The 26031-nt window shown below is 60.9% G+C and carries 28 protein-coding genes; 13 read left to right on the top strand and 15 right to left on the bottom strand.

The annotated features are described in order from the left end of the window. Nucleotides 1-14: 14 nt before the first annotated feature. Both IB241_RS16380 and IB241_RS16385 read left to right on the top strand, forming a co-directional pair. On the top strand, nt 15-497 hold the full coding sequence (locus IB241_RS16380; RefSeq protein WP_192299321.1) for an LEA type 2 family protein: 483 nt from the start codon (nt 15-17) through the stop codon (nt 495-497). After that, complete coding sequence (locus IB241_RS16385) at nt 494-694, top strand: SEC-C metal-binding domain-containing protein (RefSeq protein ID WP_026136698.1); 201 nt, start codon at nt 494-496, stop codon at nt 692-694. The genes IB241_RS16380 and IB241_RS16385 overlap by 4 nt, the downstream gene beginning before the upstream one ends. Nucleotides 695-916: 222 nt before the next feature. Here the strand turns inward: IB241_RS16385 and IB241_RS16390 are convergent, their stop codons facing one another. Beyond that, nucleotides 917-1468 carry a cysteine hydrolase family protein gene (locus IB241_RS16390; protein WP_192299322.1) on the bottom strand — a complete coding sequence of 184 codons (552 nt, stop codon included), beginning with the start codon at nt 1466-1468 and terminating at the stop codon, nt 917-919. Nucleotides 1469-1552: 84 nt separating this feature from the next. Between IB241_RS16390 and IB241_RS16395 the strand changes: the two genes are divergently transcribed. The 9 genes from IB241_RS16395 to pdeM all read left to right on the top strand — a co-directional run bounded on the left by IB241_RS16395 (nt 1553) and on the right by pdeM (nt 12519). After that, nucleotides 1553-2197, top strand: coding sequence for a glutathione S-transferase N-terminal domain-containing protein (locus IB241_RS16395; protein ID WP_192299323.1), 645 nt, complete (start codon nt 1553-1555; stop codon nt 2195-2197). A gap of 126 nt (nt 2198-2323) precedes the next feature. Continuing rightward, on the top strand, nt 2324-4765 hold the full coding sequence (locus IB241_RS16400; protein WP_192299324.1) for a penicillin acylase family protein: 2442 nt from the start codon (nt 2324-2326) through the stop codon (nt 4763-4765). 385 nt (nt 4766-5150) lie between these two features. After that, nucleotides 5151-5930 carry a transporter substrate-binding domain-containing protein gene (locus IB241_RS16405; RefSeq protein WP_017739082.1) on the top strand — a complete coding sequence of 260 codons (780 nt, stop codon included), beginning with the start codon at nt 5151-5153 and terminating at the stop codon, nt 5928-5930. A 59-nt stretch (nt 5931-5989) separates the two neighbouring features. Continuing rightward, entirely contained in the window at nt 5990-6718 is a 729-nt protein-coding gene (locus IB241_RS16410) for an ABC transporter permease (protein ID WP_192299325.1), read from the top strand. Continuing rightward, nucleotides 6715-7425 carry an ABC transporter permease gene (locus tag IB241_RS16415; protein WP_192299326.1) on the top strand — a complete coding sequence of 237 codons (711 nt, stop codon included), beginning with the start codon at nt 6715-6717 and terminating at the stop codon, nt 7423-7425. The genes IB241_RS16410 and IB241_RS16415 overlap by 4 nt, the downstream gene beginning before the upstream one ends. 9 nt (nt 7426-7434) lie before the next feature. Further along, the gene (locus tag IB241_RS16420; RefSeq protein WP_192299327.1) at nt 7435-8553 is read left to right on the top strand and encodes a succinylglutamate desuccinylase/aspartoacylase family protein; all 1119 of its coding nucleotides are present in this window, start codon (nt 7435-7437) and stop codon (nt 8551-8553) included. A 13-nt stretch (nt 8554-8566) separates the two neighbouring features. After that, a complete protein-coding gene (locus IB241_RS16425) occupies nt 8567-9331 on the top strand; it encodes an ABC transporter ATP-binding protein (RefSeq protein ID WP_192299328.1) in 765 nt (254 codons plus the stop codon). 57 nt (nt 9332-9388) lie between these two features. Further along, on the top strand, nt 9389-11869 hold the full coding sequence (locus IB241_RS16430) for a ligase-associated DNA damage response DEXH box helicase (RefSeq protein WP_192299329.1): 2481 nt from the start codon (nt 9389-9391) through the stop codon (nt 11867-11869). Then, a complete protein-coding gene (gene pdeM / locus IB241_RS16435; protein ID WP_192299330.1) occupies nt 11869-12519 on the top strand; it encodes a ligase-associated DNA damage response endonuclease PdeM in 651 nt (216 codons plus the stop codon). Before IB241_RS16430 ends, pdeM begins: the two co-directional genes overlap by 1 nt. Nucleotides 12520-12522: 3 nt before the next feature. On the opposite strand, the gene IB241_RS16440 is transcribed toward pdeM, so the two are convergent. Together IB241_RS16440 and dcd are read right to left on the bottom strand one after the other, a co-directional pair. After that, a complete protein-coding gene (locus IB241_RS16440) occupies nt 12523-12735 on the bottom strand; it encodes a hypothetical protein (protein ID WP_192299331.1) in 213 nt (70 codons plus the stop codon). A 107-nt stretch (nt 12736-12842) separates the two neighbouring features. After that, on the bottom strand, nt 12843-13409 hold the full coding sequence (gene dcd, locus IB241_RS16445) for a dCTP deaminase (protein WP_010212421.1): 567 nt from the start codon (nt 13407-13409) through the stop codon (nt 12843-12845). Between the two features lie 389 nt (nt 13410-13798). On the opposite strand from dcd, the gene IB241_RS16450 reads away from it, so the two are divergent. Next, nucleotides 13799-14008, top strand: coding sequence for a cold-shock protein (locus tag IB241_RS16450; protein WP_002554837.1), 210 nt, complete (start codon nt 13799-13801; stop codon nt 14006-14008). 236 nt (nt 14009-14244) lie between these two features. Here the strand turns inward: IB241_RS16450 and rpoS are convergent, their stop codons facing one another. The 8 genes from rpoS to IB241_RS16490 form a co-directional block, all read right to left on the bottom strand. Beyond that, nucleotides 14245-15249 carry an RNA polymerase sigma factor RpoS gene (rpoS, locus tag IB241_RS16455; protein WP_192299332.1) on the bottom strand — a complete coding sequence of 335 codons (1005 nt, stop codon included), beginning with the start codon at nt 15247-15249 and terminating at the stop codon, nt 14245-14247. 105 nt (nt 15250-15354) lie between these two features. Beyond that, nucleotides 15355-16191, bottom strand: a complete 837-nt coding sequence (locus tag IB241_RS16460) for a peptidoglycan DD-metalloendopeptidase family protein (protein ID WP_192299333.1) — start codon at nt 16189-16191, stop codon at nt 15355-15357. Between the two features lie 209 nt (nt 16192-16400). Beyond that, complete coding sequence (locus IB241_RS16465; protein ID WP_177325361.1) at nt 16401-17036, bottom strand: protein-L-isoaspartate(D-aspartate) O-methyltransferase; 636 nt, start codon at nt 17034-17036, stop codon at nt 16401-16403. Nucleotides 17037-17077: 41 nt separating this feature from the next. Continuing rightward, the gene (gene surE, locus IB241_RS16470; protein ID WP_192299334.1) at nt 17078-17827 is read right to left on the bottom strand and encodes a 5'/3'-nucleotidase SurE; all 750 of its coding nucleotides are present in this window, start codon (nt 17825-17827) and stop codon (nt 17078-17080) included. After that, the gene (truD, locus tag IB241_RS16475; RefSeq protein ID WP_192299335.1) at nt 17815-18873 is read right to left on the bottom strand and encodes a tRNA pseudouridine(13) synthase TruD; all 1059 of its coding nucleotides are present in this window, start codon (nt 18871-18873) and stop codon (nt 17815-17817) included. Before truD ends, surE begins: the two co-directional genes overlap by 13 nt. Then, nucleotides 18870-19343 (bottom strand): 2-C-methyl-D-erythritol 2,4-cyclodiphosphate synthase, encoded by a 474-nt coding sequence (gene ispF / locus IB241_RS16480; protein WP_058412401.1) that lies wholly within the window; start codon nt 19341-19343, stop codon nt 18870-18872. The genes truD and ispF overlap by 4 nt, the downstream gene beginning before the upstream one ends. Nucleotides 19344-19397: 54 nt before the next feature. Next, a complete protein-coding gene (fghA, locus tag IB241_RS16485; RefSeq protein WP_192299336.1) occupies nt 19398-20243 on the bottom strand; it encodes an S-formylglutathione hydrolase in 846 nt (281 codons plus the stop codon). 89 nt (nt 20244-20332) lie between these two features. After that, nucleotides 20333-21445 carry an S-(hydroxymethyl)glutathione dehydrogenase/class III alcohol dehydrogenase gene (locus tag IB241_RS16490; RefSeq protein ID WP_017137160.1) on the bottom strand — a complete coding sequence of 371 codons (1113 nt, stop codon included), beginning with the start codon at nt 21443-21445 and terminating at the stop codon, nt 20333-20335. Nucleotides 21446-21554: 109 nt separating this feature from the next. Between IB241_RS16490 and IB241_RS16495 the strand changes: the two genes are divergently transcribed. Next, nucleotides 21555-22451: a LysR substrate-binding domain-containing protein gene (locus IB241_RS16495; protein ID WP_192299337.1), complete on the top strand. Its 897-nt coding sequence runs from the start codon at nt 21555-21557 to the stop codon at nt 22449-22451. A gap of 129 nt (nt 22452-22580) precedes the next feature. On the opposite strand, the gene ispD is transcribed toward IB241_RS16495, so the two are convergent. The 4 genes from ispD to kdsA all read right to left on the bottom strand — a co-directional run bounded on the left by ispD (nt 22581) and on the right by kdsA (nt 26026). Then, nucleotides 22581-23288, bottom strand: a complete 708-nt coding sequence (ispD, locus tag IB241_RS16500) for a 2-C-methyl-D-erythritol 4-phosphate cytidylyltransferase (RefSeq protein WP_192299338.1) — start codon at nt 23286-23288, stop codon at nt 22581-22583. Then, nucleotides 23285-23563: a cell division protein FtsB gene (ftsB, locus tag IB241_RS16505; protein ID WP_192299339.1), complete on the bottom strand. Its 279-nt coding sequence runs from the start codon at nt 23561-23563 to the stop codon at nt 23285-23287. The genes ispD and ftsB overlap by 4 nt, the downstream gene beginning before the upstream one ends. A 170-nt stretch (nt 23564-23733) precedes the next feature. Next, nucleotides 23734-25023: a phosphopyruvate hydratase gene (gene eno, locus IB241_RS16510; protein ID WP_003189193.1), complete on the bottom strand. Its 1290-nt coding sequence runs from the start codon at nt 25021-25023 to the stop codon at nt 23734-23736. 157 nt (nt 25024-25180) lie between these two features. After that, nucleotides 25181-26026: a 3-deoxy-8-phosphooctulonate synthase gene (kdsA, locus tag IB241_RS16515; protein ID WP_010212442.1), complete on the bottom strand. Its 846-nt coding sequence runs from the start codon at nt 26024-26026 to the stop codon at nt 25181-25183. Nucleotides 26027-26031 lie beyond the last annotated feature (5 nt).

Consider the following 26031-nt stretch of genomic DNA (forward strand, 5'->3'; position numbering starts at 1 on the left):
ACAGGACAACCGCCATGCTTCGGATCTACAGCTTGATGCTGGCGTTAACCCTCGGCCTGAGCGGCTGCGCGTCGTGGTTCGAAGACGACGCGCCACCGCCCCACGTGTCCCTGGTGAAAGTCGAAGTGGTGCGGGCCAAGCTGTTGGAGCAGAAATTCAAGCTGTACTTTCGCGTGGACAACCGCGACGACGCCGACCTGACCGTACGCGGCCTGGTCTACAAGGTCAGCCTGGACAACTTTGTGCTGACCGAAGGGGAATCCAACGAGTGGCTCACCGTGCCGCCCAGAGGCCATGCTTTTTTCAAGGTTTCGGTACGCACCAACCTCTGGCCACAGATCCGCGATGTGGTGCAGATGCTGAAAAACCCGAGCAAGCCAGTGCCCTATCGCCTCGAAGGCGAGCTGAAAACCGGATTATTCATCGGTTATGACGTGCAGGTGGCCCACAATGGCGAGATAATCCCCGGCGATTTTATTCCGGAGCGACATCAATGACTCAGCAACCCCATGTCCATGGTCCTGACTGCAACCACGATCACGATCACCATGATCACGACCACGGCCATGTCCACGGCCCGAACTGCGGCCACGCTCACCAGGAGCCGGTGCGCAACGCCTTGAAGGACGTGGGTCGCAACGATCCGTGCCCGTGCGGCAGCGCAAAAAAATTCAAGAAGTGCCACGGGGCGTAATACGCCACTTGAATCTGTAAGCGCGCTTGTGTGGGAGCGGGCTTGCTCGCGAAGGTGGTGTGTCAGTCACAGGTATTTCAACTGACCCACCGCCTTCGCGAGCAAGCCCGCACACACATTGGATTGCATCTCAAATCAGGATCTGCGCTGAAACAACAGCTCAACCTCTCGCCCGCCACCGTCTCGATTCCTCAAGCTCAACCGCCCTTCATGCGCCCAGGCTTAGCCCAGCACATCACGGGAGTTGATCACCGTGGCGTATTCGCCGTGCAGGTTACCCAGGGACATGGCGTGCACCAGCTCGGCGGGGTGCGGCGCACCGAAAAAGTCCGGTTTGTCGAAGGTGTAGCACGCGTCCTCAATCACCCAGGTATCAAACCCGAGGTTGCCGCCAGTGCGGGCGGTGGCTTCCACCGAGTTGTGGGTGGCCACGCCCACCAGCACCAATTGCACGATGCCGGCCGCGCGCAACTGCGCTTGCAGCGGCGTACCGCTGAACGCATCCGGTACGCGTTTTTGAATCAATTGCTCGCCGGGCGCAGGCACGCAATTGTCCTGGAACTCGACGCCGGACTGCCCAGGCCAGAACACCGAGTCCGGCAGATGGGACAAATGCTGCACATGGATCACCGGGCGCCCGGTACTGCGCCAATGCCGCAACAGCGCCTGGATGCGTTCTTCGGCCTGCGGGTTATTACGCCGCCCCAGCTTAGGGTGATGAATGCCTTTTTGCTGATCAATCACGATCAGCGCCGCGTCCTGTCGAAATGCCATAACGATAGACCTAAATGTTTCATTGAATTTTCGCGCTCCCAGCATCACCTATTCCTACAGCCATTCGCGCACTTGGAGAGCGTCATGATCGACTTGTACTACTGGACTACCCCCAACGGTCACAAAGTATCACTGTTCCTGGAAGAAGCCGGCCTGCCCTATGAGGTGCATCCGATCAATATCGGCCAGGGCGACCAGTTCAAGCCGGACTTCCTGAAGATCGCTCCCAACAACCGCATTCCGGCCATCGTCGATCATCAACCGAGCGATGGTGGCGCGCCGATTTCGTTGTTCGAATCCGGCGCAATCCTGCTCTACCTCGCAGAAAAAACCGGCCAGTTCATTGCCAAGGACCTACGCGGTCGTCAGGAAACCCTGCAATGGCTGTTCTGGCAGATGGGTGGATTGGGGCCGATGGCCGGCCAGAACCATCACTTCAGCCAGTTCGCACCGGAAAAGATTCCCTACGCGATCAAGCGTTACGTGGATGAAACCGCGCGCCTGTACGGCGTATTGGACCGGCGCCTGGCAGACCGCGCGTTCGTCGCAGGCGAGGACTACAGCATTGCCGACATGGCCATCTATCCGTGGATCGTTTCCCACAAGTGGCAGAGCCAGCGGTTGGAAGATTTCCCCCATGTGCAGCGTTGGTTCAACAGCATCAAGGAGCGGCCGGCGACAGTGCGGGCCTACGAACTGGTGCAGAAAGTGAATCCGCCCAAGGCCTGACCCCAAAGCATTCGATTTGAGCCCGTCTCAAGATCTGATGCTTTCCCCAAACTCCTGCTTGCGTCGTTTCACCGCGCTCACTAACGTAGCGCCTTTACTGACGCTACCCCCCGCAGGAGCTTTGCCATGGCCTCGCCAGCCCTCTCACATTTTCTTCCCCGGTTCGGCGTTGCCGCGGCAGTGGCCAGTGCATTAAGCCTGGCCGGCTGCCAACTCCAGAGCATCCAGGACACCCTGCCGCCGGTCGCCGGCGTGCAACCGATCAAAGGCCTGGCACAGAATGTGTCGGTGCGTCGCAATGCCCAGGGCATGCCGTTGATCGAAAGCAACACCTTCCATGACGCGCTGTTCAGCCTCGGTTATGTACATGCCAGTGACCGCATCACCCAGATGGTCACGTTGCGCCTGCTGGCCCAGGGCCGTCTGGCGGAGATGTCCGGTCCCGATGTGCTGGATGCCGACCGGTTCATGCGTGCGGTCAACCTGAAAAAAAGCGCCGGCGAGCTGTATAACGCCTCCTCGCCACGCCTCAAGCGGTTCTTCGAGGTGTACGCGCGCGGCGTCAACGCCTACCTGTTCCGCTACCGCGACAAGCTGCCGCCGGACCTCGCCCAGACCGGCTACAAGCCCGAGTACTGGAAACCGGAAGATTCGGCGCTGTTGTTCTGCCTGTTGAATTTCAGCGAGTCGGCCAACCTGCAGGAAGAAATCGCTTCCCTGGTGCTGGCGCAGAAAGTCGGTGTCGACAAACTCGCCTGGCTCACCCCGAGCGCGCCGGATGAAGCGATCCCGCTGGCCGAAGCCGAGAAACTCAAAGGGGTCAACCTGGGCCAGATCAGCGGCCTCGCCGGGCTGGACACGGTCAGCCAGCAACTGAGCCGCCTCAACGCCCTGGCCGTGACCACCTCGAGCAACTGGGCGATTGGCCCGCAACGCAGCCGCAGCGGCAAAAGCCTGCTGGCCAACGACCTTGCCGCCCAGCCGCAAGCGCCGTCGCCGTGGAGCTACGTGCAGATCCGCGCGCCGAAATACCAGGCGGTCGGTGCCTCGATTGCCGGTCTGCCGACCCTGTTGTCCGGCTTCAACGGCAAAGTCGCGTGGAGCATGAGCACGGTCAAGGGCGACACCCAGGACCTGTTCCTGGAGAAGGTCAAACGCCAAGGCAGCGCGTTGTACTACGAGAACAACGGCAAATGGCTACCGGCCGCTGTGCGTAACGAAACCTTCTTCATCAAAGGCCAACGCTCGATTCGCGAAGTGGTGTACGAAACCCGCCATGGCGCCCTGCTCAACAGCAGCCAGGCACTGACCAGCGGCCTGGGCCTGGCCTTGCAAACCGCCGACTTCAAGGACGACAAGAGCCTGGACGCGTTCTTCGACCTGTCCCGCGCACAAAACGCCGGCAAGGCCTCGGACGCGACCCGCGAGATTCGCGCCATCGCGTTGAATCTGGTGTTTGCCGACGCCAGCAACATCGGCTGGCAAGTCACCGGCCGCTTCCCCAACCGCCGCGAAGGTGAAGGCCTGCTGCCCTCACCGGGCTGGGACACGCGCTTTGACTGGGACGGTTACGCCGACGCAATGCTGCACCCTTACGACCAGGACCCGGCCCAAGGCTGGATCGGCACCGCCAACCAGCGCACCGCACCGCGCGGTTATGGCATGCAGCTGTCCAACTCCTGGGACGCGCCCGAGCGCAGCGAGCGCCTGGCCCAACTGGCCAATGCGGGCAAGCATGACACCCGCAGCATGATCGCCATGCAGTACGACCAGACCACCACCTTCGCCGCCAAGCTCAAGAGCATGTTCCAGGCGCCGGGCATGGCCCAGCCGCTGAAACAGGCGATTGACGCCCTGCCGGCAGCCGAGCAGGCCAAGGCCCGCGAGGCGTTGAGCCGCTTGATGGGGTTCGATGGGCGCCTGGTGTCCACCTCCGCCGACGCGGCGCTCTACGAACTGTTCCTGCAAGAAAGCACCAAGCAGATCTTCCTCGATGAACTCGGCCCGGAAAACAGCGCCAGCTGGAAGGCATTTGTCAGCAACGCCAGCCTGTCCTACGCCGCCCAGGCCGACCACCTGTTGGGCCGTGAAGACAGCCCGTTCTGGGACGACATCCGGACCCCGCAGAAAGAAGACAAACCGGCGATCCTCGCCCGTAGCCTGGCCGCGGCGATCAGCGCCGGCGACAGCCAACTGGGCAGCGATCACAAGGCCTGGCAGTGGGGCAAGTTGCACAGCACCACCTGGAAAAACGCCGGGGGCCAGGTGATTCGAGGCCCATTGGCATCCGGTGGCGACCACAACACCCTGAACCCGGCACCGTACAACTGGGGGCAGGACTTCACTACCACCCAGGTGCCGGCGCTGCGCATGATCGTCGACTTCGGCCAAGTGGAACCGATGACAGGCCAGGGTGGCATCGGCCAATCCGGCAACCCCGCCAGCCCGAACTATGCCAACGGCATCGACCCATCGCTCAAGGCGCAATACCTGAGCTTCCCGATGCAGCCGCAGAACTTTGACAAGGTGTACGGGAAGACGCGGCTAACCCTGACCCCAGGCAAATAACCCCGCCCCCCTACGAAGGGCAGCCCCTGTAGTGAGCGGGCTCGCCCCGCGCCGGGTGGCGAAGCCGCCCCAAACCGGACGCCGCGGTGTTTCAGAGAGACCCAGGCGCCTGGATTTGGGGCGGCTTCGCCACCCAGCGCGGGGCAAGCCCGCTCACTACAACAGCCCTCCGAGATTTTCAGATGCGCACGACCCAAAACGGTGCGCTGATTTTCCAATGCCCAATTTCGGGCATCTCCTACACTCAGAAGTATTCCTTCGTACCTTTTAAAACGACTATTCGGAACTATGGTTCAGAAATTGCTACGGGTGTTGGGTCTGACACCGTTCAGTAACAGTCCTAAACGCGCCACAAGCGCTTATCTTGGTTTCAAGGGATTACATAATGAAAAAAGCATTGCTGACCCTTTCTGCACTGGCTCTGTGCATGGCCGCAGGTTCCGCCTTGGCCAAGGAATACAAGGAATTGCGTTTTGGTGTCGATCCGTCCTACGCGCCGTTCGAGTCCAAAGCCGCCGACGGCAGCCTGGTGGGCTTCGACATCGACCTGGGCAATGCGATCTGCGCGGAGCTGAAGGTCAAGTGTAAGTGGGTCGAAAGTGATTTTGACGGCATGATTCCGGGCCTCAACGCCAACAAATTCGACGGTGTGATTTCGTCGATGACCGTGACCACCGCCCGTGAAAAGGCGATCGACTTCTCCAGCGAGCTGTTCTCCGGCCCGACGTCCCTGGTGTTCAAGAAAGGCGCCGGTTTCTCCACCCCGGAGTCGCTCAAGGGTAAATCCGTGGGCTATGAGCAAGGCACCATTCAGGAGGCCTACGCCAAGGCCGTGCTGGACAAGGCCGGTGTGACCACCAAGGCCTACGCCAACCAGGACCAGGTGTACGCGGACCTGACCTCCGGCCGCCTCGACGCCTCGGTGCAGGACATGCTGCAAGCCGAACTGGGCTTCCTGAAGTCGCCGGCCGGTGCCGGTTATGAAGTCAGCGCGGCTATCGATGACCCACTGCTGCCGTCCAAAACTGCGATCGGTATCAAAAAAGGTAACAAAGACCTCAAGGCCTTGCTCGATAAAGGTATCAAAGCGTTACACGATGATGGCACCTACGCCACCATCCAGAAGAAACACTTCGGCGACCTGAACCTGTACAGCGGTAAATAACACCCTGGCGCCCACCCCTTTGCGGTGGGCGCTTTTTTATCGCCATAGGTCCTGAAGTCATGTTTGAAGATCTTTTACAAACCCTGGGGCTGGGTGCCTTCAGCTTGAAGGGGTTCGGCCCGCTGTTGCTGCAAGGCACGTGGATGACCGTGAAGTTGTCGGTCGCTTCCCTGGCCGTCAGCGTCCTGCTTGGCCTGCTCGGCGCAAGCGCGAAGCTGTCCAGCCTGCGCCTGCTGCGTATCCCCGCCCAGCTCTACACCACCTTGATCCGCGGCGTACCCGACCTGGTGCTGATGCTGCTGATTTTCTACAGCCTGCAAATCTGGCTGACCGGTTTTACCGACTTTATGGAATGGGACTACATCGAGATCGACCCATTCAGCGCCGGGGTCATCACCCTGGGCTTTATCTACGGTGCTTACTTCACCGAAACCTTTCGCGGTGCGATCCTCGCCGTGCCCCGCGGCCAGCTGGAGGCGGCGACGGCCTACGGGCTCAAGCGCGGGCAGCGGTTCCGCTATGTCACCTTCCCGCAGATGATGCGCTTTGCCCTGCCGGGCATCGGCAACAACTGGATGGTGATGCTCAAGGCCACCGCGCTGGTGTCGATCATCGGCCTGGCAGACCTGGTCAAGGCGGCCCAGGATGCGGGCAAGAGCACCTATCAACTGTTCTATTTCCTGGTGGTCGCCGCGCTGATCTACCTGTTGATTACCAGCGCCTCCAACTTCGTGTTGCGCAGGCTTGAGCGGCGCTACTCCGCCGGGGCCCGGGAGGCCGTGCGATGATCGAACTCCTGCAGCAATACTGGCGGCCGTTCCTGTACAGCGACGGCCAGCACATCACCGGCCTGGCAATGACCATGTGGTTGCTCAGCGCCTCGCTGGTGATTGGTTTCCTCGTGTCGATCCCGCTGTCCATCGCACGCGTCTCGCGCAAGCGCCTGGTGCGCTGGCCGGTGCAGTTCTACACCTACCTGTTTCGTGGCACGCCGCTCTATATTCAGTTGTTGATCTGCTACACCGGCATCTACAGCATCGCGGCGGTGCGCGAACAACCGTTGCTGGATGCGTTCTTTCGCGATGCGATGAACTGCACCATCCTCGCCTTCGCCCTCAACACCTGTGCCTACACCACCGAGATCTTTGCCGGGGCGATCCGCAGCATGGCCCACGGCGAAGTCGAAGCGGCCAAGGCCTACGGTCTGAGCGGTTGGAAGCTGTATGCCTACGTGATCATGCCCTCGGCCCTACGCCGTTCGCTGCCGTACTACAGCAACGAAGTGATCCTGATGCTGCATTCGACCACGGTGGCATTTACCGCGACGGTGCCGGACATTCTCAAGGTGGCCCGGGACGCCAATTCGGCCACCTACATGACCTTTCAATCATTCGGCATCGCTGCGCTGATCTACCTGACCGTGACCTTCGCCCTGGTTGGTCTGTTTCGCCTGGCAGAGCGCCGCTGGCTGGCCTTTCTCGGGCCGAGCCACTAAGGAGTCGCAATGCGTCATCAGATTCATCAACTGATTGCGCCGGTGCCAGGTACGGCGCGGCAGATTCACAGTTTCCACTTCGGGCCCGCAGAGGCCGAGGGCAAAATCTATATCCAGGCGTCGCTGCATGCCGACGAACTGCCGGGCATGCTGGTGGCCTGGCACCTGAAGGTGCGCCTGGCCGAGTTGGCCGCGGCCGGGCGTCTGCGCAGTGAGATTGTGCTGGTACCGGTGGCCAATCCGGTGGGCCTGGAACAGGTGCTGATGGATATTCCATTGGGCCGCTACGAGCTGGAGAGCGGGCAGAACTTCAATCGCCTGTTCGTCGACCTCAGTGAAGCCGTCGGTACTCAGGTCGAGGCGTTGCTCAGCGACGACCCGCAGCACAACGTGCGGGTGATCCGTGCTGCCCTGTGCGACGCGTTGGCGGCGCAGACTGCTGCGACCCAGTTGCAATCCCAACGCCTGGCATTGCAGCGCCTGGCTTGCGATGCCGACATGGTGCTGGACCTGCATTGCGACTTCGAAGCCGTGGCGCACCTGTACACCACGCCCGAAGCGTGGCCGCAGGTGGAGCCGCTGGCGCGCTATATCGGCTCGGAGGCCAACTTGCTCGCCACCGACTCCGGTGGGCAATCCTTCGATGAATGTTTCACCCTGGTCTGGTGGCAGTTGCAGCAACGCTTCGGCGAGCGCTTCCCGATACCCATGGGCAGCTTTTCGGTGACCGTCGAACTGCGCGGCCAGGGCGATGTGAACCACGGTCTGGCCAGCCTCGACTGCCAGGCGATCATCGACTACCTGATCCACTTCGGCGCCATTGCCGGCGATGTCGCCCCGCTGCCCGACCTGCCCTACCCGGCCACGCCGCTGGCCGGTGTCGAGCCGGTGGCTACGCCGGTTGGCGGCCTGCTGGTGTTCAGCGCCCTGCCCGGCGAATACCTGGAGGCCGGGCAACTGATCGCCGAAATCATCGACCCTATTACCGACCGCGTAACGCCCGTGCACTGCCAGAAGGCCGGCCTGCTTTACGCCCGTTCGCTACGCCGCATGGCCACTGCCGGGATGGTCATCGGCCATGTCGCAGGCACCGAGGCCTACCGCAGCGGCTATCTACTTTCGCCTTGAGGATGCACGTCCCATGTACAAATTGACCGTTGAAGGCCTGCATAAAAGCTATGGCGACAATGAGGTGCTCAAAGGTGTTTCGCTCAAGGCCAAGACCGGTGACGTGATCAGCCTGATCGGCGCCAGCGGCTCGGGGAAGAGTACCTTTCTGCGCTGCATCAACTTCCTGGAGACCCCCAACGACGGCGCCATGACCCTGGATGGCAAGCCCATCCGCATGGTCAGCGACCGCCACGGCATGCGCGTGGCCGACGACGCCGAGTTGCAGCGCCTGCGCACGCGCCTGGCGATGGTGTTCCAGCACTTCAACCTGTGGAGCCACATGAGCGTGCTGGAAAACATCACCATGGCCCCGCGCCGGGTGCTGGGCTGCAGCAAGAAGGACGCCGAGGAGCGCGCCCGTCGTTATCTGGACAAGGTCGGCCTGCCGGCACGGGTGGCCGATCAATACCCGGCGTTCCTCTCCGGCGGCCAGCAGCAACGGGTCGCCATCGCCCGCGCCCTGGCGATGGAACCTGAGGTGATGCTGTTCGACGAACCCACTTCGGCCCTCGACCCGGAGCTGGTGGGCGAAGTGTTGAAAGTGATCCAGGGCCTGGCCGAGGAAGGCCGCACCATGATCATGGTGACCCACGAGATGAGCTTTGCACGCAAGGTGTCGAGCCAGGTGCTGTTCCTGCACAAGGGCCTGGTGGAAGAGCAAGGCGCGCCGGCGGATGTGCTGGGCAATCCGCAGAGCGAGCGCTTGCAGCAGTTCTTGAGTGGCAACTTGAAGTAAACCTTTGCGCGCCCTGGAAGGTCTGTGCAATAGACCTTCCAGAGTGTCAGCGCGCCCATGGCAAAACCTACCGACTACGCCAAGCATTGGTTTGCCGCCAAGGGTTGGAAGCCGTTCGCTTTTCAAAAAGATGTGTGGGCGGCGGTCAGGAGCGGCCAGTCGGGACTGCTGCACGCCAGCACTGGCGCCGGTAAGACCTACGCCCTGTGGTTTGCTGCCCTCAACCGCTTTGCCATCTCGCGCCCGCCCGCGACCGGCAAGCGTACCCCCCCTGCCGAACCGCTGAGCGTGCTGTGGATCACGCCGATGCGCGCCCTGGCCGCCGACACAGCCCGCGCCCTCGAAGCGCCGCTGGAGTCACTACAGATTCCGTGGAGCGTCGGCCTGCGCACCGGCGACACCAGCAGCAGCGAACGCGCACGCCAGACCCGGCGCCCGCCCACCGCACTGGTCACCACCCCGGAAAGCCTGACCCTGATGCTCGCCCGTGCCGACAGCGAAACGAGCCTGGCGCACCTGCGCATGGTCATAGTGGATGAATGGCATGAATTGATCGGCAACAAGCGCGGCGTCCAGTTGCAACTGGCGCTGGCACGGCTGCGACGCTGGCATCCCGAACTGATGGTGTGGGGGATTTCCGCCACGCTGGGCAATCAATCCCACGCCTTGGAGGCGTTGGTCCCACAGGGCGGCGGGATCAATGTGCAGGGGCAAACAGCCAAGCAGCTGAAGGTCGACACCTTGCTGCCAGCGCACGCCGAACGCTTTCCCTGGGCCGGGCATATCGGCCTGAAGATGTTGCCCCAGGTGCTGGCGGAAATAGACGCCAGCAGCAGTTGCCTGGTGTTTACCAATACGCGGGCGCAGTCGGAAATCTGGTTCCAGGCATTGCTGGATGCGCGTCCCGATTGGGCCGGGGTGATTGCGCTGCACCATGGTTCATTGTCGCGGGAAACCCGAGACTGGGTAGAGCGGGCGTTGAAAGACGGTCAGCTCAAGGCGGTGGTCTGCACCTCCAGCCTGGACCTGGGGGTGGATTTTTTGCCGGTAGAGCGTGTGCTGCAGATTGGCTCGGCCAAAGGCGTCGCACGCCTGATGCAGCGCGCCGGGCGCTCGGGGCATGCGCCGGGTCGGCCGTCGCGAGTGACGCTGGTGCCGACCCACAGCCTGGAACTGGTGGAAGCGGCGGCGGCCCAGGATGCAATTGCCCAACGGCGTATTGAAGCGCGGGAATCGCCCTACAAGCCATTGGACGTGCTCGTACAACATTTGGTGAGCATGGCGTTGGGCGGCGGCTTTACGCCGGATGCGCTGCTGGAAGAGGTACGCGGCACCTGGGCTTATCGCGACCTCGATAAAGAGGACTGGGCCTGGGCGCTGGGATTTGTGCGGCATGGCGGTCTGTCCCTGACTGCCTACCCCGATTACCGCCGGGTGGAACCCGATGAACAGGGCATCTGGCGTGTCCCTGATGCACGACTGGCGCGGCATCACCGCATGAGTGTGGGCACAATCGTCAGCGACGCCAGCATCCAGCTGAAATTCTGGAGCAAAGGCGGCGGGGGCAAGAACCTGGGCAGTGTCGAGGAAGGTTTTATTGCGCGGCTCAAGCCAGGTGATGGCTTCCTGTTTGCCGGACGCTTTCTCGAGCTGGTCCGCGTGGAAAACATGACCGCCTATGTACGCCGCAGCAGCGCGAAAAAAGCCGCCGTACCGCGCTGGAACGGTGGGCGCATGCCACTCTCCAACGAGCTGGCACAGGCCGTGGTGGCACGCTTTGACGCGGCGGCCCAGGGGCACTTTGACGGCCCTGAAATGCGCGCGGTGCAACCTTTGCTACTGACGCAGTTGCACTGGTCCGGCCTGCCGACGCGCACATGCTTACTGGCCGAAGTACTCAAATCCCGCGAGGGCTGGCACCTGTTCCTCTACCCGTTCGGCGGGCGCCAGGTGCACCAGGGGTTGGCCGGTTTGCTGGCGTGGCGGGTCAGCCAGGGGCAACCCGTGACCTTCTCGATTGCGGTGAATGACTACGGGTTGGAGCTACTGAGTGCTACCGAGGTGGATTGGCCTGCATTGTTGAACAGCGCATTGCTGAGCCCCGAGAACCTGCTCCACGACGTGGCCGCCAGCCTGAATGCCGGTGAGTTGGCCTTGCGCCGTTTTCGTGAGATCGCGCGCATCGCCGGGCTGGTGTTTGCCGGTTACCCCGGCGCACCGAAAAGCACGCGGCAGGTGCAGGCGTCCAGCGGGCTGTTCTTCGAGGTGTTCAAGCAATATGACCCACAGAACCTGTTGCTGACCCAGGCGGGGGAAGAAGTCCTGCGTGACGAGCTGGATATGCGGCGACTGGAAGAGACCTTGCGCCATCTGTCGACACTGAAGCTGGATTTACACTTGATCGAACGCCCGACGCCACTGGCGTTCCCATTACTGGTGGAGCGAATGCGCGAAAGCATGAGCTCGGAAAAGCTCTCGGCGCGCATCGCACGGATGGTCAAGGACCTGGAAAAGGTCGCGGATAACGGGAAGCGTTGATGGTTTGCAAGGTGCTGCTGGAAGGTGAATGGCTATGGCTGCTGGCGGACAAGGCGGTTTACTGGCCCGCGCGGCGGTGCCTGTTGATTGCCGATGCACATTTTGGCAAAGCCTCGGCCTATCGCAGCCTGGGGCAGCCGGTGCCCCAGGGGACGACTACAGCGAATCTTGTACGCCTGGATCGACTGTTGTCGGCGTATGCCTGTGAGCAACTGATCTTCCTTGGCGACTTCTTGCACGGCCCCGGGTCACAGGCCAGTGGCACCCTGAACGCACTGAGGGCCTGGCGTGAGCGCAATGCTGCCCTGAAGATGACCTTGATTCGTGGCAATCACGATAAACGCGCAGGCGACCCACCGGCCGACTTGAGGGTCGACGTGGTGACTGAGCCACTGCTGATGGGGCCTTTCGCCTTGCAACACGAACCGCACGCCCACCCCGTTCACCACGTGCTGGCGGGGCATGTGCATCCGGTGTATCGGCTGCGGGGCAAAGGGCGGCAGAGCCTGCGGCTGCCCTGCTTCCAGATCGGTGGGCGGATCAGTCTGTTGCCAGCGTTCGGTGCATTCACCGGGGGGCATGGGGTGGAGCAGGACAATGATCGCCGAATCTATGTGATTGGCGATCATGAAGTCTGGCCACTGGGCTAGATGTCAGGCAACGGGAGCGGGAGGCGGCTCGTCCGGCAGGGTTGGAACACCGGTTTCATCGGGCTGCTCGGGTTGACCTGGGGCGGGGTCAGGATCCGGCTGTCCCGGCACTCCCCCGTCGAAGGCTGGATTTGCCATCAGGGACCAAGCCATGACACCAATCTGGTTGGGTTCAAGCCGGGCAAGTTCGGCGCTGATTCGCGGGTCGATCTTCATAAGGTACTCCTCAAGCGTGGCCCGGCGCGCTGTGCACGCGCCGAGGCAGTACACCCAATAGAGTACCTACCCGCTGACAAATTCCCTTTACGTGTAAGACCTTTCGATCAAGCGCGTGGGAGGGTAACGCCGCGCTGGCCCTGGTACTTGCCTGCACGGTCTTTATAGGACACTTCACAAGCCTCGTCGGACTGCAGGAACAGCATCTGTGCCACACCTTCGTTGGCATAGATCTTCGCCGGCAACGTGGTGGTGTTGGAGAACTCCAGGGTCACGTGACCTTCCCACTCGGGCTCAAGCGGCGTCACGTTGACGATGATGCCGCAGCGCGCGTAGGTGCTCTTGCCCAGGCAGATGGTCAGCACGTCGCGGGGAATGCGGAAGAACTCCACGGTGCGCGCCAGGGCGAAGGAGTTTGGCGGAATGATGCACACGTCGCTCTTGACGTCGACGAAGCTCTTTTCGTCAAAGTTCTTCGGATCGACAATCGCCGAGTTGATGTTGGTGAACACCTTGAACTCATCGGCGCAGCGCACATCGTAGCCGTAGCTGGAAACACCGTAGGAAATCACCGGGGCATCGCCTTGACCACGGATCTGGCGCTCGACGAACGGTTCGATCATGCCGTGCTCTTGCGCCATGCGGCGAATCCACTTGTCCGATTTGATGCTCATGGCGGGTGTCCTGAATAGCGAGGTGGAAAAATTCTGTTGGGCATCTTACCGGGGCCGGCGTTGGGGTTCAAAGGGCGCCGGGCTTTTCTTGACGATAGGCCTGCCTGCCGGAGGCCGCAGCCAGCGGGGCCGGGACCCGGCTCAGGGTGACCGATGGCAGTAAATACCACCGCCAGTCACGAAATTAGAGAAACCTTCGGAAATACCATTGGCACGTTCCGGAAAAAGGGTTAAGGTGGCGCCACTGTGCTGCTTGTGTCACTGAGAATCTCTACACGATATGTTGAATTTCGATCCAACCATCTCCAAGAATTTTTCCTGCTCTTTGCACTCAGTCTCGGCCAGGGCTTTTCCTGAGTCGCAGTTAACTTTGTCCAAGGAGATACACCATGTCTAATCGCCAAACTGGTACCGTTAAGTGGTTCAACGATGAAAAAGGCTTCGGCTTCATCACTCCACAATCCGGTGACGACCTGTTCGTTCACTTCAAAGCTATCCAATCCGACGGCTTCAAAAGCCTGAAAGAAGGCCAACAGGTTTCTTTCATCGCTACCCGCGGTCAGAAAGGCATGCAAGCTGAAGAAGTTCAAGTTATCTAACTTGTACTGACTTAGTCGAAAAGACCCCGCCCTTAAAAGCGGGGTTTTTTTATGCCTGGGATTTGGCATTGTCGCCGATGTAATGGCCAGGCAAAAAAATGTGGGAGCCAAACCTATGTGGGAGCTGGCTTGCCTGCACTAGCATCACCTTGGTGTCACTGACAAACCGAGGTAGTGCTATCGCAGGCAAGCCAGCTCCCACACAAGCCTGGCTCCCACACTTTCAACGTGCGCCGTTATTGGAACAACGACTCACTCGACAAGCCATTCTTCTCCAGGATCTCACGCAAGCGCTTGAGGCCCTCCACCTGGATCTGCCGCACCCGCTCACGGGTCAAGCCGATTTCCAGGCCGACATCCTCCAGGGTACTGCTCTCATGGCCGCGCAGGCCGAAGCGGCGAATCACCACCTCACGCTGCTTGTCCGTAAGCTCGGATAACCACTGGTCAATGCTTTGGGACAGATCATCGTCCTGCAACAGCTCGCAAGGATCTGTCGGACGATCGTCGGTCAGGGTATCCAGCAGGGTTTTATCCGAATCCGGACCCAGCGAGACGTCGACCGAAGACACGCGCTCGTTCAAGCCGAGCATGCGCTTGACCTCACCTACCGGCTTCTCCAGCAGGTTGGCGATCTCTTCAGGCGAGGGTTCGTGATCGAGTTTTTGCGTAAGCTCACGTGCCGCCCGCAGGTAGACGTTGAGCTCCTTGACCACATGGATCGGCAACCGGATCGTGCGGGTCTGATTCATGATCGCCCGTTCGATGGTCTGGCGAATCCACCAGGTAGCGTAGGTCGAAAAGCGGAAGCCCCGCTCCGGGTCAAACTTCTCCACCGCTCGGATCAAGCCGAGGTTGCCCTCCTCGATCAGGTCCAACAGGGATAGCCCACGATTGACATAGCGTCGGGCGATTTTCACCACCAGCCGCAGGTTGCTTTCAATCATGCGCTTGCGCCCGGCCGGATCGCCTTTTTGCGACAAGCGCGCAAAATGGACTTCTTCTTCGGGAGTGAGCAGAGGGGAAAAGCCGATTTCATTGAGGTACAACTGGGTCGCGTCGAGCGCCCGGGTGTAGTCAATGTACTTGTGTTGCTTTAACGCAGTGGAGTTCTTGGATTTGGTGCGAACTGAAGGTGTTGCAGGTCCCTCATTCGACATCGAATCCTCAGCGATACCGGTCTCCATAAGGAGGACCTCATCGTCGATGTCAAACTCCGGCGCTTCTTTACTGAGAGCCATTGTTATAGTCCTTTGGTGAGTTCGACCTCAAGCTCAAGCATCGCCTTTATCCTTGGCAACGCTGGAGCCTGTTCCTTCTACGTGAGGGAACAGGCTGGCAACACATCAACGACGGGGTAGGAATTGCAGTGGATCTACAGGCTTCCCTTGGCGGCGAATCTCAAAGTGCAGTTTCACCCGGTCTGTACCAGTTGACCCCATTTCGGCAATTGTTTGTCCGACTTTGACTTGCTGCCCCTCCCGAACCAACAGCCTGCGGTTGTGACCGTAAGCACTGACGTAGGTATCGCTGTGTTTGATGATGACCAGCTCGCCGTAGCCCCGTAAACCACTCCCGGCGTACACCACTGTCCCATCAGACGCAGCTAAAACAGGCTGTCCCAAATCCCCGGCAATATCAATGCCTTTATTCAAACTGCCGTTTGAAGAGAATTTTCCAATAAGCACTCCGTTTGAGGGCCATCCCCAACCGGTCGGTGCAGGCCCTGCCGGAGGCAGCGGCGCAGAGGTCGGCTTGCTCGCAACCGCAGGCGCAGCGGTGCCTGCAGGCCGGGTGATGATCGTGGTTTTGCTCGAAGACGACGGCGACGAAGTGCTGTTTGTGACAACCGCAGCAGGCGTTGAGCCGGTGCGCCCGTCAAAGCGAATCGTCTGACCCGGATGTATCGTGTAGGGCACCGGAATATTGTTACGTGCTGCAAGCGCCTTGTAATCCCAGCCATAACGGAAGGCGATCGAGAACATCGTGTCGCCCTTGCGTACCACATATTGCCCGGTGGTCACCGTCGGCTTTTGCGGGGCCGCACTATTGCGGTCGACCACCCGTGCGCCGCTGCTTGGCGAGCTGGAGCACGCCACCAGGGAGGAACTCAAGACAAGGCCAAGCACCAGTCGCTGAAAGCTTGTTTTACTCATACGCTGCGCAAGACCTGTGAGACTCACCCGCCGCTCCCTTTGTGGTGGCTGAACATGAACGCCTGTATCAGGCTTGAAATATGACGCAAGTATAACTGGGCATTGGCTTTTTTCCGGCACACGACTGAAACGAAACATTCATCATGTTTAACCCGGATGGCCAATCATGTTGACTCAACAGGCCCCGGCGTAAGACACATCCCAGCCAACAGAATTCACTGCCGGTAGACAAATGATCAGGCCAGCGGACCATTGAGCAACGGCACGAAGCGTACGGCGCCCAGCACATGCCGTGAAAACCCTTCGTCCTCACGGATAATGAGCATCAATTGTTGCACTTCGCCGGAGCCCACCGGGATGACCAACCGCCCACCAGGGGCCAATTGATCGAGCAAGGCTTGCGGCACATCGGTGGCCACGGCGGTGACGATGATGCCGTTGTAAGGCGCCAGCGCCGGCCAGCCTTCCCAGCCGTCGCCCCAGCGGAACACCACGTTGCGCAGGTTCAACTCTGCCAGGCGCTCCTTGGCGCGGTCCTGCAGGACCTTGATGCGCTCCACCGAGAACACCCGTTCCACCAACTGCGACAGCACCGCGGTCTGGTAGCCCGAGCCGGTGCCGATCTCCAGCACCTTGTCCAACGGCCCGGCCGCCAGCAGCAGCTCGCTCATGCGCGCGACCATGTACGGCTGGGAGATGGTCTGGTTGTGGCCGATGGGCAGCGCGGTGTCTTCATAGGCACGGTGCGCCAGGGCTTCATCGACAAACAGATGCCGTGGTGTACGGCGGATCACTTCCAGCACCTGGGCGTTGGACAAGCCCTCCTCGTACAGGCGCTGGATCAAACGCTCACGGGTGCGTTGGGAGGTCATCCCGATGCCGCGGCGCAGTAGGTCGTCTTGTTCACGGCCCATCAGTTCAGCGCCTCCAGCCAGCCATCGAGACTACTGAAGGCATCACTGAAGGTGCGATCAAGTTGCAACGGGGTAATCGATACATAACCTTGCATCACCGCGTGAAAGTCCGTGCCCGGGCCGCCATCTTCGGCATCGCCGGCGGCGGCGATCCAATAACCTTCCTTGCCGCGCGGATCGACCACCTTCAACGGCGCCGCCGCACGGGCACGATGGCCCAGGCGCGTCAGCTGGATGCCGCGGATATGGTCGAGGGGCAAATTGGGGATATTGACGTTGAGCACCGTTCGCGGCGGCAGGTCCAGGGAACCATGGGCCTCCACCAGCTTGCGCGCGAAATAGGCGGCAGTAGGCAGGTTGTCCAATTGGCGCGAAGCCAACGAGAAGGCAAACGAGGTCCGCCCCAGGAAGCGCCCTTCAAGGGCCGCCGCCACCGTGCCGGAATACAGCACGTCGTCACCCAGGTTGGCGCCGAGGTTGATGCCCGACACCACCAGGTCCGGCTCGTGCTCCAAAAGGCTGTTGATCGCCAGGTGGACACAGTCGGTGGGGGTGCCGTTCACGCTGATAAAGCCGTTGGCCAGAACCTGCGGGTGCAGCGGACGGTCGAGCGTCAGCGAACTGCTGGCGCCGCTCTTGTCCTGGTCGGGGGCAACCACCATGCACTCGGCATAATCTTCCAGCGCAGCATAGAGCGCGGCAAGACCGGGTGCGGTGGCACCGTCATCGTTTGATATCAGAATACGCATGGGCTGTCCGTCTGCCCCACCGGCACCAGATCAACAAGCTCGCGCACCAAGACAGTGGCGAAGCATCCGGCCGGCAGGACGAATTCCAATTGCAGAATGTCAGGACCGGGATAATGCCACGTCAACCCGCCAATGGGCAGTCGCAGAATGCGACGCTCCTGGCTCATGCCGGCATTCACCAGCCAATCGCGCAGGTCGGCTTCGCCGGCGGCAATGGCCTGTTCCAGCGCATGGGTTGCGCCTGAGGCGGGCGAGTCGCCCTCGCCCCACTGCGGCCCGGTGGGGTGCAGGTCCAGAATCGCCAGGCGCGGGTCGCTGCATTCAGCTTCGCCCGCCGGGAAAAAGCTGCGGCTGTCGGTAAACGCCAACAGGTCGCCGACTTGGGCGCGCTGCCAGGAGCCATCGGCAACACGCGCCGCCAGCACCTTGTTGAACAGGAAACTGCGGGCGGTGGACAACAGCCGCGAACGCACATTGCGCTGCTCCGGCAAGGCTTTGCGCGCAGCCCACTCGCGGGCGTCGACGACATTGCCGCCGTTGTGGCCAAAGCGCTGGGCGCCAAAATAATTGGGAATGCCGTGCTGGGCGATCAATTGCAAGCGCGCATCGATGGCGGCGGTGTCGCCAGCCAACTGGGTCAGGCGCAAGGTGAAGCCATTGGCCGAATGCGCACCGCGCTGCAGTTTGCGCTTGTGCCGTGCAGTCTTGAGGATCTTGAGGGTGTCGTTTTCTGCGGCGCTCATGTCCGGGTCGGCCTTGCCTGGCAGCTGCACGCTGAACCATTGGCGGGTCAGTGCCTGGCGATCCTTGAGCCCGGCATAACTGACGGTGCGCAACGGCACACCGGCGGCCTTGGCGATACGTCGCGCCGCTTCCTCAGTGTTCAGGCCGCGCTTTTCCACCCACAACCACAGGTGCTCGCCCTCGCCGGTCAGCGGGATGTCGAGTACCTCATCGACTTGAAAATCTTCCGCCGTCGCCTTCAGCACCGCGCTGCCCAAGGCCTCGCCATAGGCCCGCGGGCCCAACAGTTGCAGGTCGTTCATGCGCGCAGCAACAAGGCGACGGAGTGCACGGCGATGCCCTCTTCACGACCGGTAAACCCGAGCTTTTCGGTGGTGGTGGCTTTCACGTTCACTTGATCCAATTCTATTTGCAGATCCGCGGCGATCAGCGCGCGCATCGATTCGATATGGGGGGCCATTTTCGGCGCCTGGGCCACGATCGTGTTGTCGACGTTGGCGACCTTCCAGCCCTTGGCGTGGATCAGGCCGACCACATGCCGCAGCAGCACGCGACTGTCCGCCCCCTTGAAGGTCGGGTCGGTGTCTGGAAAGTGTTTGCCGATGTCACCCAATGCCGCCGCGCCGAGCAAGGCATCGCTCAAGGCATGCAGCACGACATCGCCGTCGGAATGAGCCAGCAACCCGTGGTGATGCGCAATGCGCACGCCGCCCAGGGTGATGAAATCGCCTTCAGCGAAACGGTGCACATCGTAGCCGTGGCCAATACGCATAAAAAAACGCCCCGATTTAATTCAGGGCGTGATTCTACCTACTTTTGCCTCACATTAACCGAGCAAAGCACGGCCATGATGTCGCAAATGCTCTTCGATGAAGCTGGCGATAAAGAAGTAGCTGTGATCGTAGCCAGGCTGCAGGCGCAGTTCGAGCGGATGGTTGGCCGCTTTCGCGGCTTGCTGCAAGGCTTCGGGCTTGAGCTGCACCGCGAGGAAGTCGTCGCGGTCCCCCTGATCCACCAGCAACGGCAGCTTTTCCGAGGCTTCGCCGAGCAACACGCAGGCATCCCATTCGCGCCATTTGGAACGTTCTTCGCCGAGGTAGCGGGAGAAGGCTTTCTGGCCCCACGGGCAATCCATCGGGTTGTTGATCGGCGAAAACGCCGACACCGACAGGTAACGCCCAGGGTTGCGCAAAGCACACACCAGCGCACCGTGGCCGCCCATGGAGTGGCCGCTGATACCGCGTTTATCCGAAGCCGGGAAATGCGCTTCGACCAAAGCCGGCAACTCCTGCACCACGTAGTCATGCATCCGATAGTGCTTGGCCCAGGGTTCCTGGGTAGCGTTCAGGTAAAAGCCCGCACCAAGGCCGAAATCCCACGCGTTGTCCGGATCACCCGGCACACCAGGGCCGCGCGGACTGGTGTCCGGCGCGACGATGATCAGCCCCAGCTCGGCGGCCATGCGCTGGGCACCGGCCTTCTGCATGAAATTCTCATCGGTGCAGGTCAAGCCGGACAGCCAGTACAGCACCGGCAACTTGCCGCCCTGCTCCGCTTGCGGCGGCAGGTAGACGGCGAAGGTCATGTCGCAACCGAGTACGTGGGAGCTGTGTTTGTAACGTTTGTGCCAACCGCCAAAACTTTTCTGGCAGGAGATATTTTCCAAGGTCATGGGAGGCTCCCAGCTGCAAGGTGCAAGCTTCAAGCGACAAGTAAGGCGTACACCCACTTGCCGCTTGCCGCTTATAGCTTGCCGCTGCTTCAGAAATGAATGACGGTGCGGATGCTCTTGCCTTCATGCATCAGGTCAAACGCTTTGTTGATGTCTTCCAGACCCATGGTGTGGGTGATGAAGGTGTCCAACGGGATCTCGCCGGTCTGGGCCATTTCCACGTAGCTTGGCAGCTCGGTCCGACCGCGCACGCCGCCGAATGCCGAACCGCGCCAGACGCGACCGGTCACCAACTGGAATGGACGGGTGGAAATTTCCTGGCCGGCGCCGGCAACACCAATGATCACCGACTCGCCCCAGCCTTTGTGACAGCACTCAAGGGCGGCGCGCATCAGTTGCACGTTGCCGATGCATTCGAAGGAAAAGTCCACGCCGCCGTCGGTCAAATCGACAATCACGTCCTGAATTGGGCGGTCGTAGTCTTTCGGGTTGATGCAGTCGGTAGCCCCCAGTTGCTTGGCGATCTCGAACTTGGCCGGGTTGATGTCGATGGCGATGATGCGCCCGGCCTTGGCCTTGACCGCACCGATCACCGCCGACAGGCCGATACCGCCGAGGCCGAAGATGGCCACGGTATCGCCCGGCTTGACCTTGGCGGTGTTGATTACCGCGCCGATGCCTGTGGTGACGCCGCAACCCAGCAGGCAGACTTTCTCCAGCGGGGCTTCTTTGGGAATCTTGGCCACGGAAATTTCCGGCAGCACGGTGTACTCGGAGAAGGTCGAGGTCCCCATGTAGTGGAAAATCGGCTGGCCTTTGTAGGAGAAGCGCGTGGTGCCGTCCGGCATCAGGCCCTTGCCCTGGGTCGAGCGGATGGCCTGGCACAGGTTGGTCTTGCCCGACAGGCAGAATTTGCACTTGCCGCATTCCGGGGTGTACAGCGGGATCACATGGTCGCCAACCGCCACCGACGTCACGCCCTCGCCAATCGCTTCAACCACCGCACCGCCTTCGTGGCCGAGGATCGACGGGAAGATGCCTTCCGGATCGGCACCGGAGAGGGTGTACGCGTCGGTGTGGCAAACGCCGGACGCAACTACGCGCAACAGCACTTCACCCGCCTTGGGCATGGCGACATCCACTTCAACGATCTCAAGAGGCTTCTTGGCTTCGAAGGCTACGGCGGCGCGGGACTTGATCATCCGGGTTTCTCCATCGGGTTAAAAACTAAGGCACAGAGTGTAAAACATGGCTGACTGATGAATAATCCAGCCAAAAGCAAAACTTTATTGCTGTACAGGGATAATCATCATGTTGGAAAACCGCTGGGAAGGCATCGATGAATTCGTCGCGGTGGCCGAATGCAGCCAATTCACCGCGGCAGCCGAACGCCTGGGCGTGTCCTCATCCCACATCAGCCGGCAGGTGGCACGCCTGGAAGAACGCTTGCAGACGCGCTTGCTCTATCGCAGTACGCGCAAGGTCACGCTGACCGAGGCCGGCCAGACCTTTCTGCAACATTGCCAACGTTTGCAGGACGGGCGCGAAGAGGCCCTGCGCGCGGTCGGCGACCTCACCAGCGAACCCAAGGGTATGTTGCGCATGACCTGCGCCGTGGCGTACGGCGAGCGATTCATCGTGCCGCTGGTGACGCGGTTCATGGCGTTGTACCCGCAGTTGCGCGTGGATATTGAGCTGAGCAACCGTCAACTGGACTTGGTGCACGAAGGCCTCGACCTCGCGATTCGCCTCGGGCGCCTGCAGGATTCGCGCATGGTTGCCAGCCGCCTGGCACCGCGACGCATGTACCTGTGCGCATCACCGTCCTACCTGGCGCGGTATGGTCGGCCACATAGTTTGTCGGAATTGACTCGGCACAACTGCCTGATCGGTAGCTCGGACATTTGGCAACTGGCCCAGGACGGGCGGGAATTTTCCCAACGTGTGCAGGGAAACTGGCGCTGTAACAGCGGGCAGGCAGTGCTGGATGCGGCGCTGCAAGGCGTCGGGTTGTGCCAGTTGCCGGATTATTACGTGCTGGAGCATCTGCACAGTGGTGCGCTGGTGTCGTTGCTGGAGGCACACCAACCACCGAATACGGCGGTGTGGGCGCTGTATCCACAGCAGCGGCATTTGTCGCCGAAGGTGCGCAAGTTGGTGGATTTCTTGAAGGAGGGGTTGGCTGAAAGGCCGGAGTACAGCCGGTGAATATTGGCTGTTTGTGCCGGCCTCTTCGCAGGCAAGCCAGCTCCCACATTGGACCGCGTTTAACGTGTAGGAACACGGTCAAATGTGGGAGCTGGCTTGCCTGCGATGAAGTCGACTCGGTGCAGCTGACTACCCGCGGTTAGCCCACCGCAACCGCAACCACTCCAAATCCTCCGGCCGGGTCACCTTGATGTTGTCCGAACGCCCCTCGATCAAGCGCGGCGCCTGGCCGGCCCATTCCATGGCCGAGGCCTCATCAGTGATCACCGCATCCGCCACCAAGCTATCGGCCAACGCACGGTGCAAGGCGCCCAGGCGAAACATCTGTGGCGTGTAGGCTTGCCAGATCAGACTGCGGTCGACGGTTTCCACCACCCGCCCATGCTTGTCCACGCGCTTGAGGGTGTCGCGGGCCGGCACGGCCAGCAGGCCGCCGACCGGGTCATCCGCCAGTTCGCTCAGTAGCTTGTCGAGATCATCGCGGCTCAGATTCGGCCGCGCAGCATCGTGCACCAACACCCAATCTTCATCGCTGGCGCCAAGGGCATGCAAATGCAGCAGCGCATTGAGCACCGAGCCCGAACGCTCCGTGCCACCGTCCGCACGCTCGATGCGCGGGTCGGCTGCACAGGCCAGGCCAGGCCAGTAAGGATCATCGCCAGCAAGGCTGACCACCAGGCCCTTGAGCGAGGGGTGGTCGAGAAAACAGCCGAGGCTGTGTTCGAGAATTGTGCGCCCGCCCAGCTGCAAATATTGCTTGGGACGGTCCGCAGCCATACGAGCACCAACGCCCGCGGCAGGAATCACGGCCCAGAAGGCCGGCAAACCATTACTCATTGGGCCAACTGGTAGAGGGTTTCGCCCTCCTTGACCATACCCAACTCATGGCGAGCCCGTTCTTCAACGGTCTCCGTGCCTTTTTTCAGCTCAAGCACTTCGGCGTCGAGGACGCGGTTTCGCTCCAGCAGGCGTTCGTTTTCGGCGTGCTGGTCGGCAATTTGCTGGGTCAGATCCTTTACCTGCGCAAAGCTGCCATTACCCACCCATAGGCGGTACTGCAGGCCAGCCAGCAACAGGAGCAAGATGAGGAACAACCAATTGGGACTGCGCATCGAAATCCGGGTATCCAGTGAAAAAAGACAGCCATGTAAAACTTTTGCAGCAACTGATAGCACGAAGCCTGGAAGAACCAGGCTTGTGCTCGGTAGCCATGAGATTAGCGTCGAAATTCACTTCATCGTGAAATTTGCGACGCTATCAGACGACTTTTACCATTTAACCATCAGCCGCGAAACTCGCCGCGACCGTTGTACTTGGCCTTGCCTGCAAGTTGCTCTTCGATACGCAGCAATTGGTTGTACTTGGAAACGCGGTCCGAACGGCACAGGGAGCCGGTCTTGATCTGGCCAGCCGAAGTGCCCACGGCCAGGTCGGCAATGGTCGAATCTTCGGTTTCGCCGGAGCGGTGCGAGATCACGGCGGTGTAGCCCGCAGCCTTGGCCATCTGGATGGCTTCCAGGGTTTCGGTCAGGGTGCCGATCTGGTTGAACTTGATCAGGATCGAGTTGGCGATCTTTTTATCGATGCCTTCTTTCAGGATCTTGGTGTTGGTCACGAACAGGTCGTCGCCCACCAGTTGGATCTTCTCGCCAATCTTGTCGGTGAGGATTTTCCAACCGTCCCAGTCGGACTCGTCCAGGCCGTCTTCGATCGAGATGATCGGGTAGCGCTGGGTCAGGCCCTTCAGGTATTCAGCGAAACCTTCGGAGTTGAACACCTGGCCTTCGCCGGACAGGTTGTACTTGCCATCTTCGTAGAACTCGCTGGCCGCGCAGTCCAGGGCCAGGGTCACGTCGGTGCCCAGCTTGTAGCCAGCGTTGGCCACGGCTTCGGAGATCACTTTGAGTGCATCTTCGTTGGACGCCAGGTTCGGTGCGAAACCACCTTCGTCACCCACCGCAGTGCTCAGGCCACGGGCCTTCAGCACAGCCTTGAGGTGGTGGAAAATCTCGGTGCCCATGCGCAGGCCTTCGGAGAAGGACTTGGCGCCAACCGGCTGCACCATGAATTCCTGGATGTCGACGTTGTTATCAGCGTGCTCGCCACCGTTGATGATGTTCATCATCGGTACTGGCATCGAGTAGACACCCGGGGTGCCGTTCAGGTTGGCAATGTGCGCGTACAGCGGCAGGTCCTGGTCCTGTGCAGCGGCCTTGGCGGCAGCCAGGGACACGGCGAGGATGGCGTTGGCGCCCAAGCTGCCTTTGTTTTCGGTGCCGTCGAGCTTGATCATCGCGTGGTCCAGGGCTTTCTGGTCCAGCGGGTCCTTGCCCAGCAACAGGTCACGGATCGGGCCGTTGATGTTGGCAACAGCTTTCAGTACACCCTTGCCCAGGTAACGGCTCTTGTCGCCATCACGCAGTTCCAGCGCTTCGCGCGAACCGGTGGAAGCACCGGACGGCGCGCAGGCGCTGCCGATGATGCCGTTATCGAGAAGCACGTCGGCTTCGACGGTGGGGTTGCCACGGGAGTCGAGAACTTCACGACCTTTGATGTCGACGATTTTTGCCATTGTTGTAAACACTCCAAAGTTGACGAAAACGACGCAGCTGAAGGAAAACTTTTGACCGACCGCAAGGGTGGAACAACGGGGCAGGCTTGCAGGCGACAAGGCTCAGGCCCGGGGGCCTGAGCTTTTAGCGTGGGATACTTTACCGGAGAAACGCGGCTTACGCGGTCTCTACCGTCGGAAAACTCTTGACCAGTTCGTCCAACTGCTTGAGCTGGGCCAGGAACGGCTCCAGCTTGTCCAGGCGCAGGGCGCATGGGCCGTCGCATTTGGCGTTGTCCGGGTCCGGGTGGGCTTCCAGGAACAGGCCAGCCAGGGACTGGCTGATGCCGGCCTTGGCCAGGTCCAGCACCTGGGCACGGCGCCCACCGGCGGAATCGGCACGACCACCGGGCATTTGCAGCGCGTGGGTCACGTCGAAGAACACCGGGTATTCGAACTGTTTCATGATGCCGAAACCGAGCATGTCCACCACGAGGTTGTTGTAGCCGAAGCTCGAACCGCGCTCGCAGAGGATCAACTGGTCGTTACCCGCTTCCACGCACTTGTTCAGGATGTGTTTCATCTCCTGGGGCGCGAGGAACTGGGCTTTCTTGATATTGATCACAGCGCCGGTCTTGGCCATCGCCACGACCAGGTCGGTCTGGCGCGACAGGAAGGCCGGCAACTGGATGATGTCGCACACCTCGGCGACCACGGCAGCCTGTTCAGGCTCGTGGACGTCGGTGATGATCGGCACGCCGAAGGCTTGCTTGATGTCCTGGAAGATCCGCATGCCTTCTTCAAGGCCCGGGCCGCGATAGGACGTCACGGACGAACGGTTGGCCTTGTCAAAGCTGGCCTTGAATACGTAAGGGATACCGAGTTTCTCGGTGACCTTCACGTACTCTTCACAGACCTGCATCGCCATGTCGCGGCTTTCCAGCACGTTCATGCCGCCAAACAGCACCATGGGCTTGTCGTTGGCAATCTCGATGTCGCCGACGCGAATGATCTTCTGGGCCATCAGGG

The organism is Pseudomonas sp. PDM05 (genome assembly GCF_014851685.1).
In the GTDB taxonomy this organism is placed as follows: Bacteria; Pseudomonadota; Gammaproteobacteria; order Pseudomonadales; family Pseudomonadaceae; genus Aquipseudomonas.

Bases quoted from the DNA above. Each gene is read 5' to 3' on its own strand.
- IB241_RS16390 (WP_192299322.1), bottom strand. From the start codon at position 1,468: ATGGCATTTCGACAGGACGCGGCGCTGATCGTGATTGATCAGCAAAAA.
- IB241_RS16400 (WP_192299324.1), top strand. From the start codon at position 2,324: ATGGCCTCGCCAGCCCTCTCACATTTTCTTCCCCGGTTCGGCGTTGCC.
- dcd (WP_010212421.1), bottom strand. From the start codon at position 13,409: ATGAGCATCAAATCGGACAAGTGGATTCGCCGCATGGCGCAAGAGCAC.
- rpoS (WP_192299332.1), bottom strand. From the start codon at position 15,249: ATGGCTCTCAGTAAAGAAGCGCCGGAGTTTGACATCGACGATGAGGTC.
- ispD (WP_192299338.1), bottom strand. From the start codon at position 23,288: ATGAGTAATGGTTTGCCGGCCTTCTGGGCCGTGATTCCTGCCGCGGGC.
- surE (WP_192299334.1), bottom strand. From the start codon at position 17,827: ATGCGTATTCTGATATCAAACGATGACGGTGCCACCGCACCCGGTCTT.
- IB241_RS16490 (WP_017137160.1), bottom strand. From the start codon at position 21,445: ATGATCAAGTCCCGCGCCGCCGTAGCCTTCGAAGCCAAGAAGCCTCTT.
- IB241_RS16405 (WP_017739082.1), top strand. From the start codon at position 5,151: ATGAAAAAAGCATTGCTGACCCTTTCTGCACTGGCTCTGTGCATGGCC.
- IB241_RS16430 (WP_192299329.1), top strand. From the start codon at position 9,389: ATGGCAAAACCTACCGACTACGCCAAGCATTGGTTTGCCGCCAAGGGT.
- IB241_RS16465 (WP_177325361.1), bottom strand. From the start codon at position 17,036: ATGACCTCCCAACGCACCCGTGAGCGTTTGATCCAGCGCCTGTACGAG.
- eno (WP_003189193.1), bottom strand. From the start codon at position 25,023: ATGGCAAAAATCGTCGACATCAAAGGTCGTGAAGTTCTCGACTCCCGT.
- IB241_RS16395 (WP_192299323.1), top strand. From the start codon at position 1,553: ATGATCGACTTGTACTACTGGACTACCCCCAACGGTCACAAAGTATCA.
- ispF (WP_058412401.1), bottom strand. From the start codon at position 19,343: ATGCGTATTGGCCACGGCTACGATGTGCACCGTTTCGCTGAAGGCGAT.
- kdsA (WP_010212442.1), bottom strand. From the start codon at position 26,026: ATGGCCCAGAAGATCATTCGCGTCGGCGACATCGAGATTGCCAACGAC.
- fghA (WP_192299336.1), bottom strand. From the start codon at position 20,243: ATGACCTTGGAAAATATCTCCTGCCAGAAAAGTTTTGGCGGTTGGCAC.
- IB241_RS16415 (WP_192299326.1), top strand. From the start codon at position 6,715: ATGATCGAACTCCTGCAGCAATACTGGCGGCCGTTCCTGTACAGCGAC.
- ftsB (WP_192299339.1), bottom strand. From the start codon at position 23,563: ATGCGCAGTCCCAATTGGTTGTTCCTCATCTTGCTCCTGTTGCTGGCT.
- truD (WP_192299335.1), bottom strand. From the start codon at position 18,873: ATGAACGACCTGCAACTGTTGGGCCCGCGGGCCTATGGCGAGGCCTTG.
- IB241_RS16440 (WP_192299331.1), bottom strand. From the start codon at position 12,735: ATGAAGATCGACCCGCGAATCAGCGCCGAACTTGCCCGGCTTGAACCC.
- IB241_RS16385 (WP_026136698.1), top strand. From the start codon at position 494: ATGACTCAGCAACCCCATGTCCATGGTCCTGACTGCAACCACGATCAC.
- IB241_RS16450 (WP_002554837.1), top strand. From the start codon at position 13,799: ATGTCTAATCGCCAAACTGGTACCGTTAAGTGGTTCAACGATGAAAAA.
- IB241_RS16425 (WP_192299328.1), top strand. From the start codon at position 8,567: ATGTACAAATTGACCGTTGAAGGCCTGCATAAAAGCTATGGCGACAAT.
- pdeM (WP_192299330.1), top strand. From the start codon at position 11,869: ATGGTTTGCAAGGTGCTGCTGGAAGGTGAATGGCTATGGCTGCTGGCG.
- IB241_RS16495 (WP_192299337.1), top strand. From the start codon at position 21,555: ATGTTGGAAAACCGCTGGGAAGGCATCGATGAATTCGTCGCGGTGGCC.
- IB241_RS16420 (WP_192299327.1), top strand. From the start codon at position 7,435: ATGCGTCATCAGATTCATCAACTGATTGCGCCGGTGCCAGGTACGGCG.
- IB241_RS16380 (WP_192299321.1), top strand. From the start codon at position 15: ATGCTTCGGATCTACAGCTTGATGCTGGCGTTAACCCTCGGCCTGAGC.
- IB241_RS16410 (WP_192299325.1), top strand. From the start codon at position 5,990: ATGTTTGAAGATCTTTTACAAACCCTGGGGCTGGGTGCCTTCAGCTTG.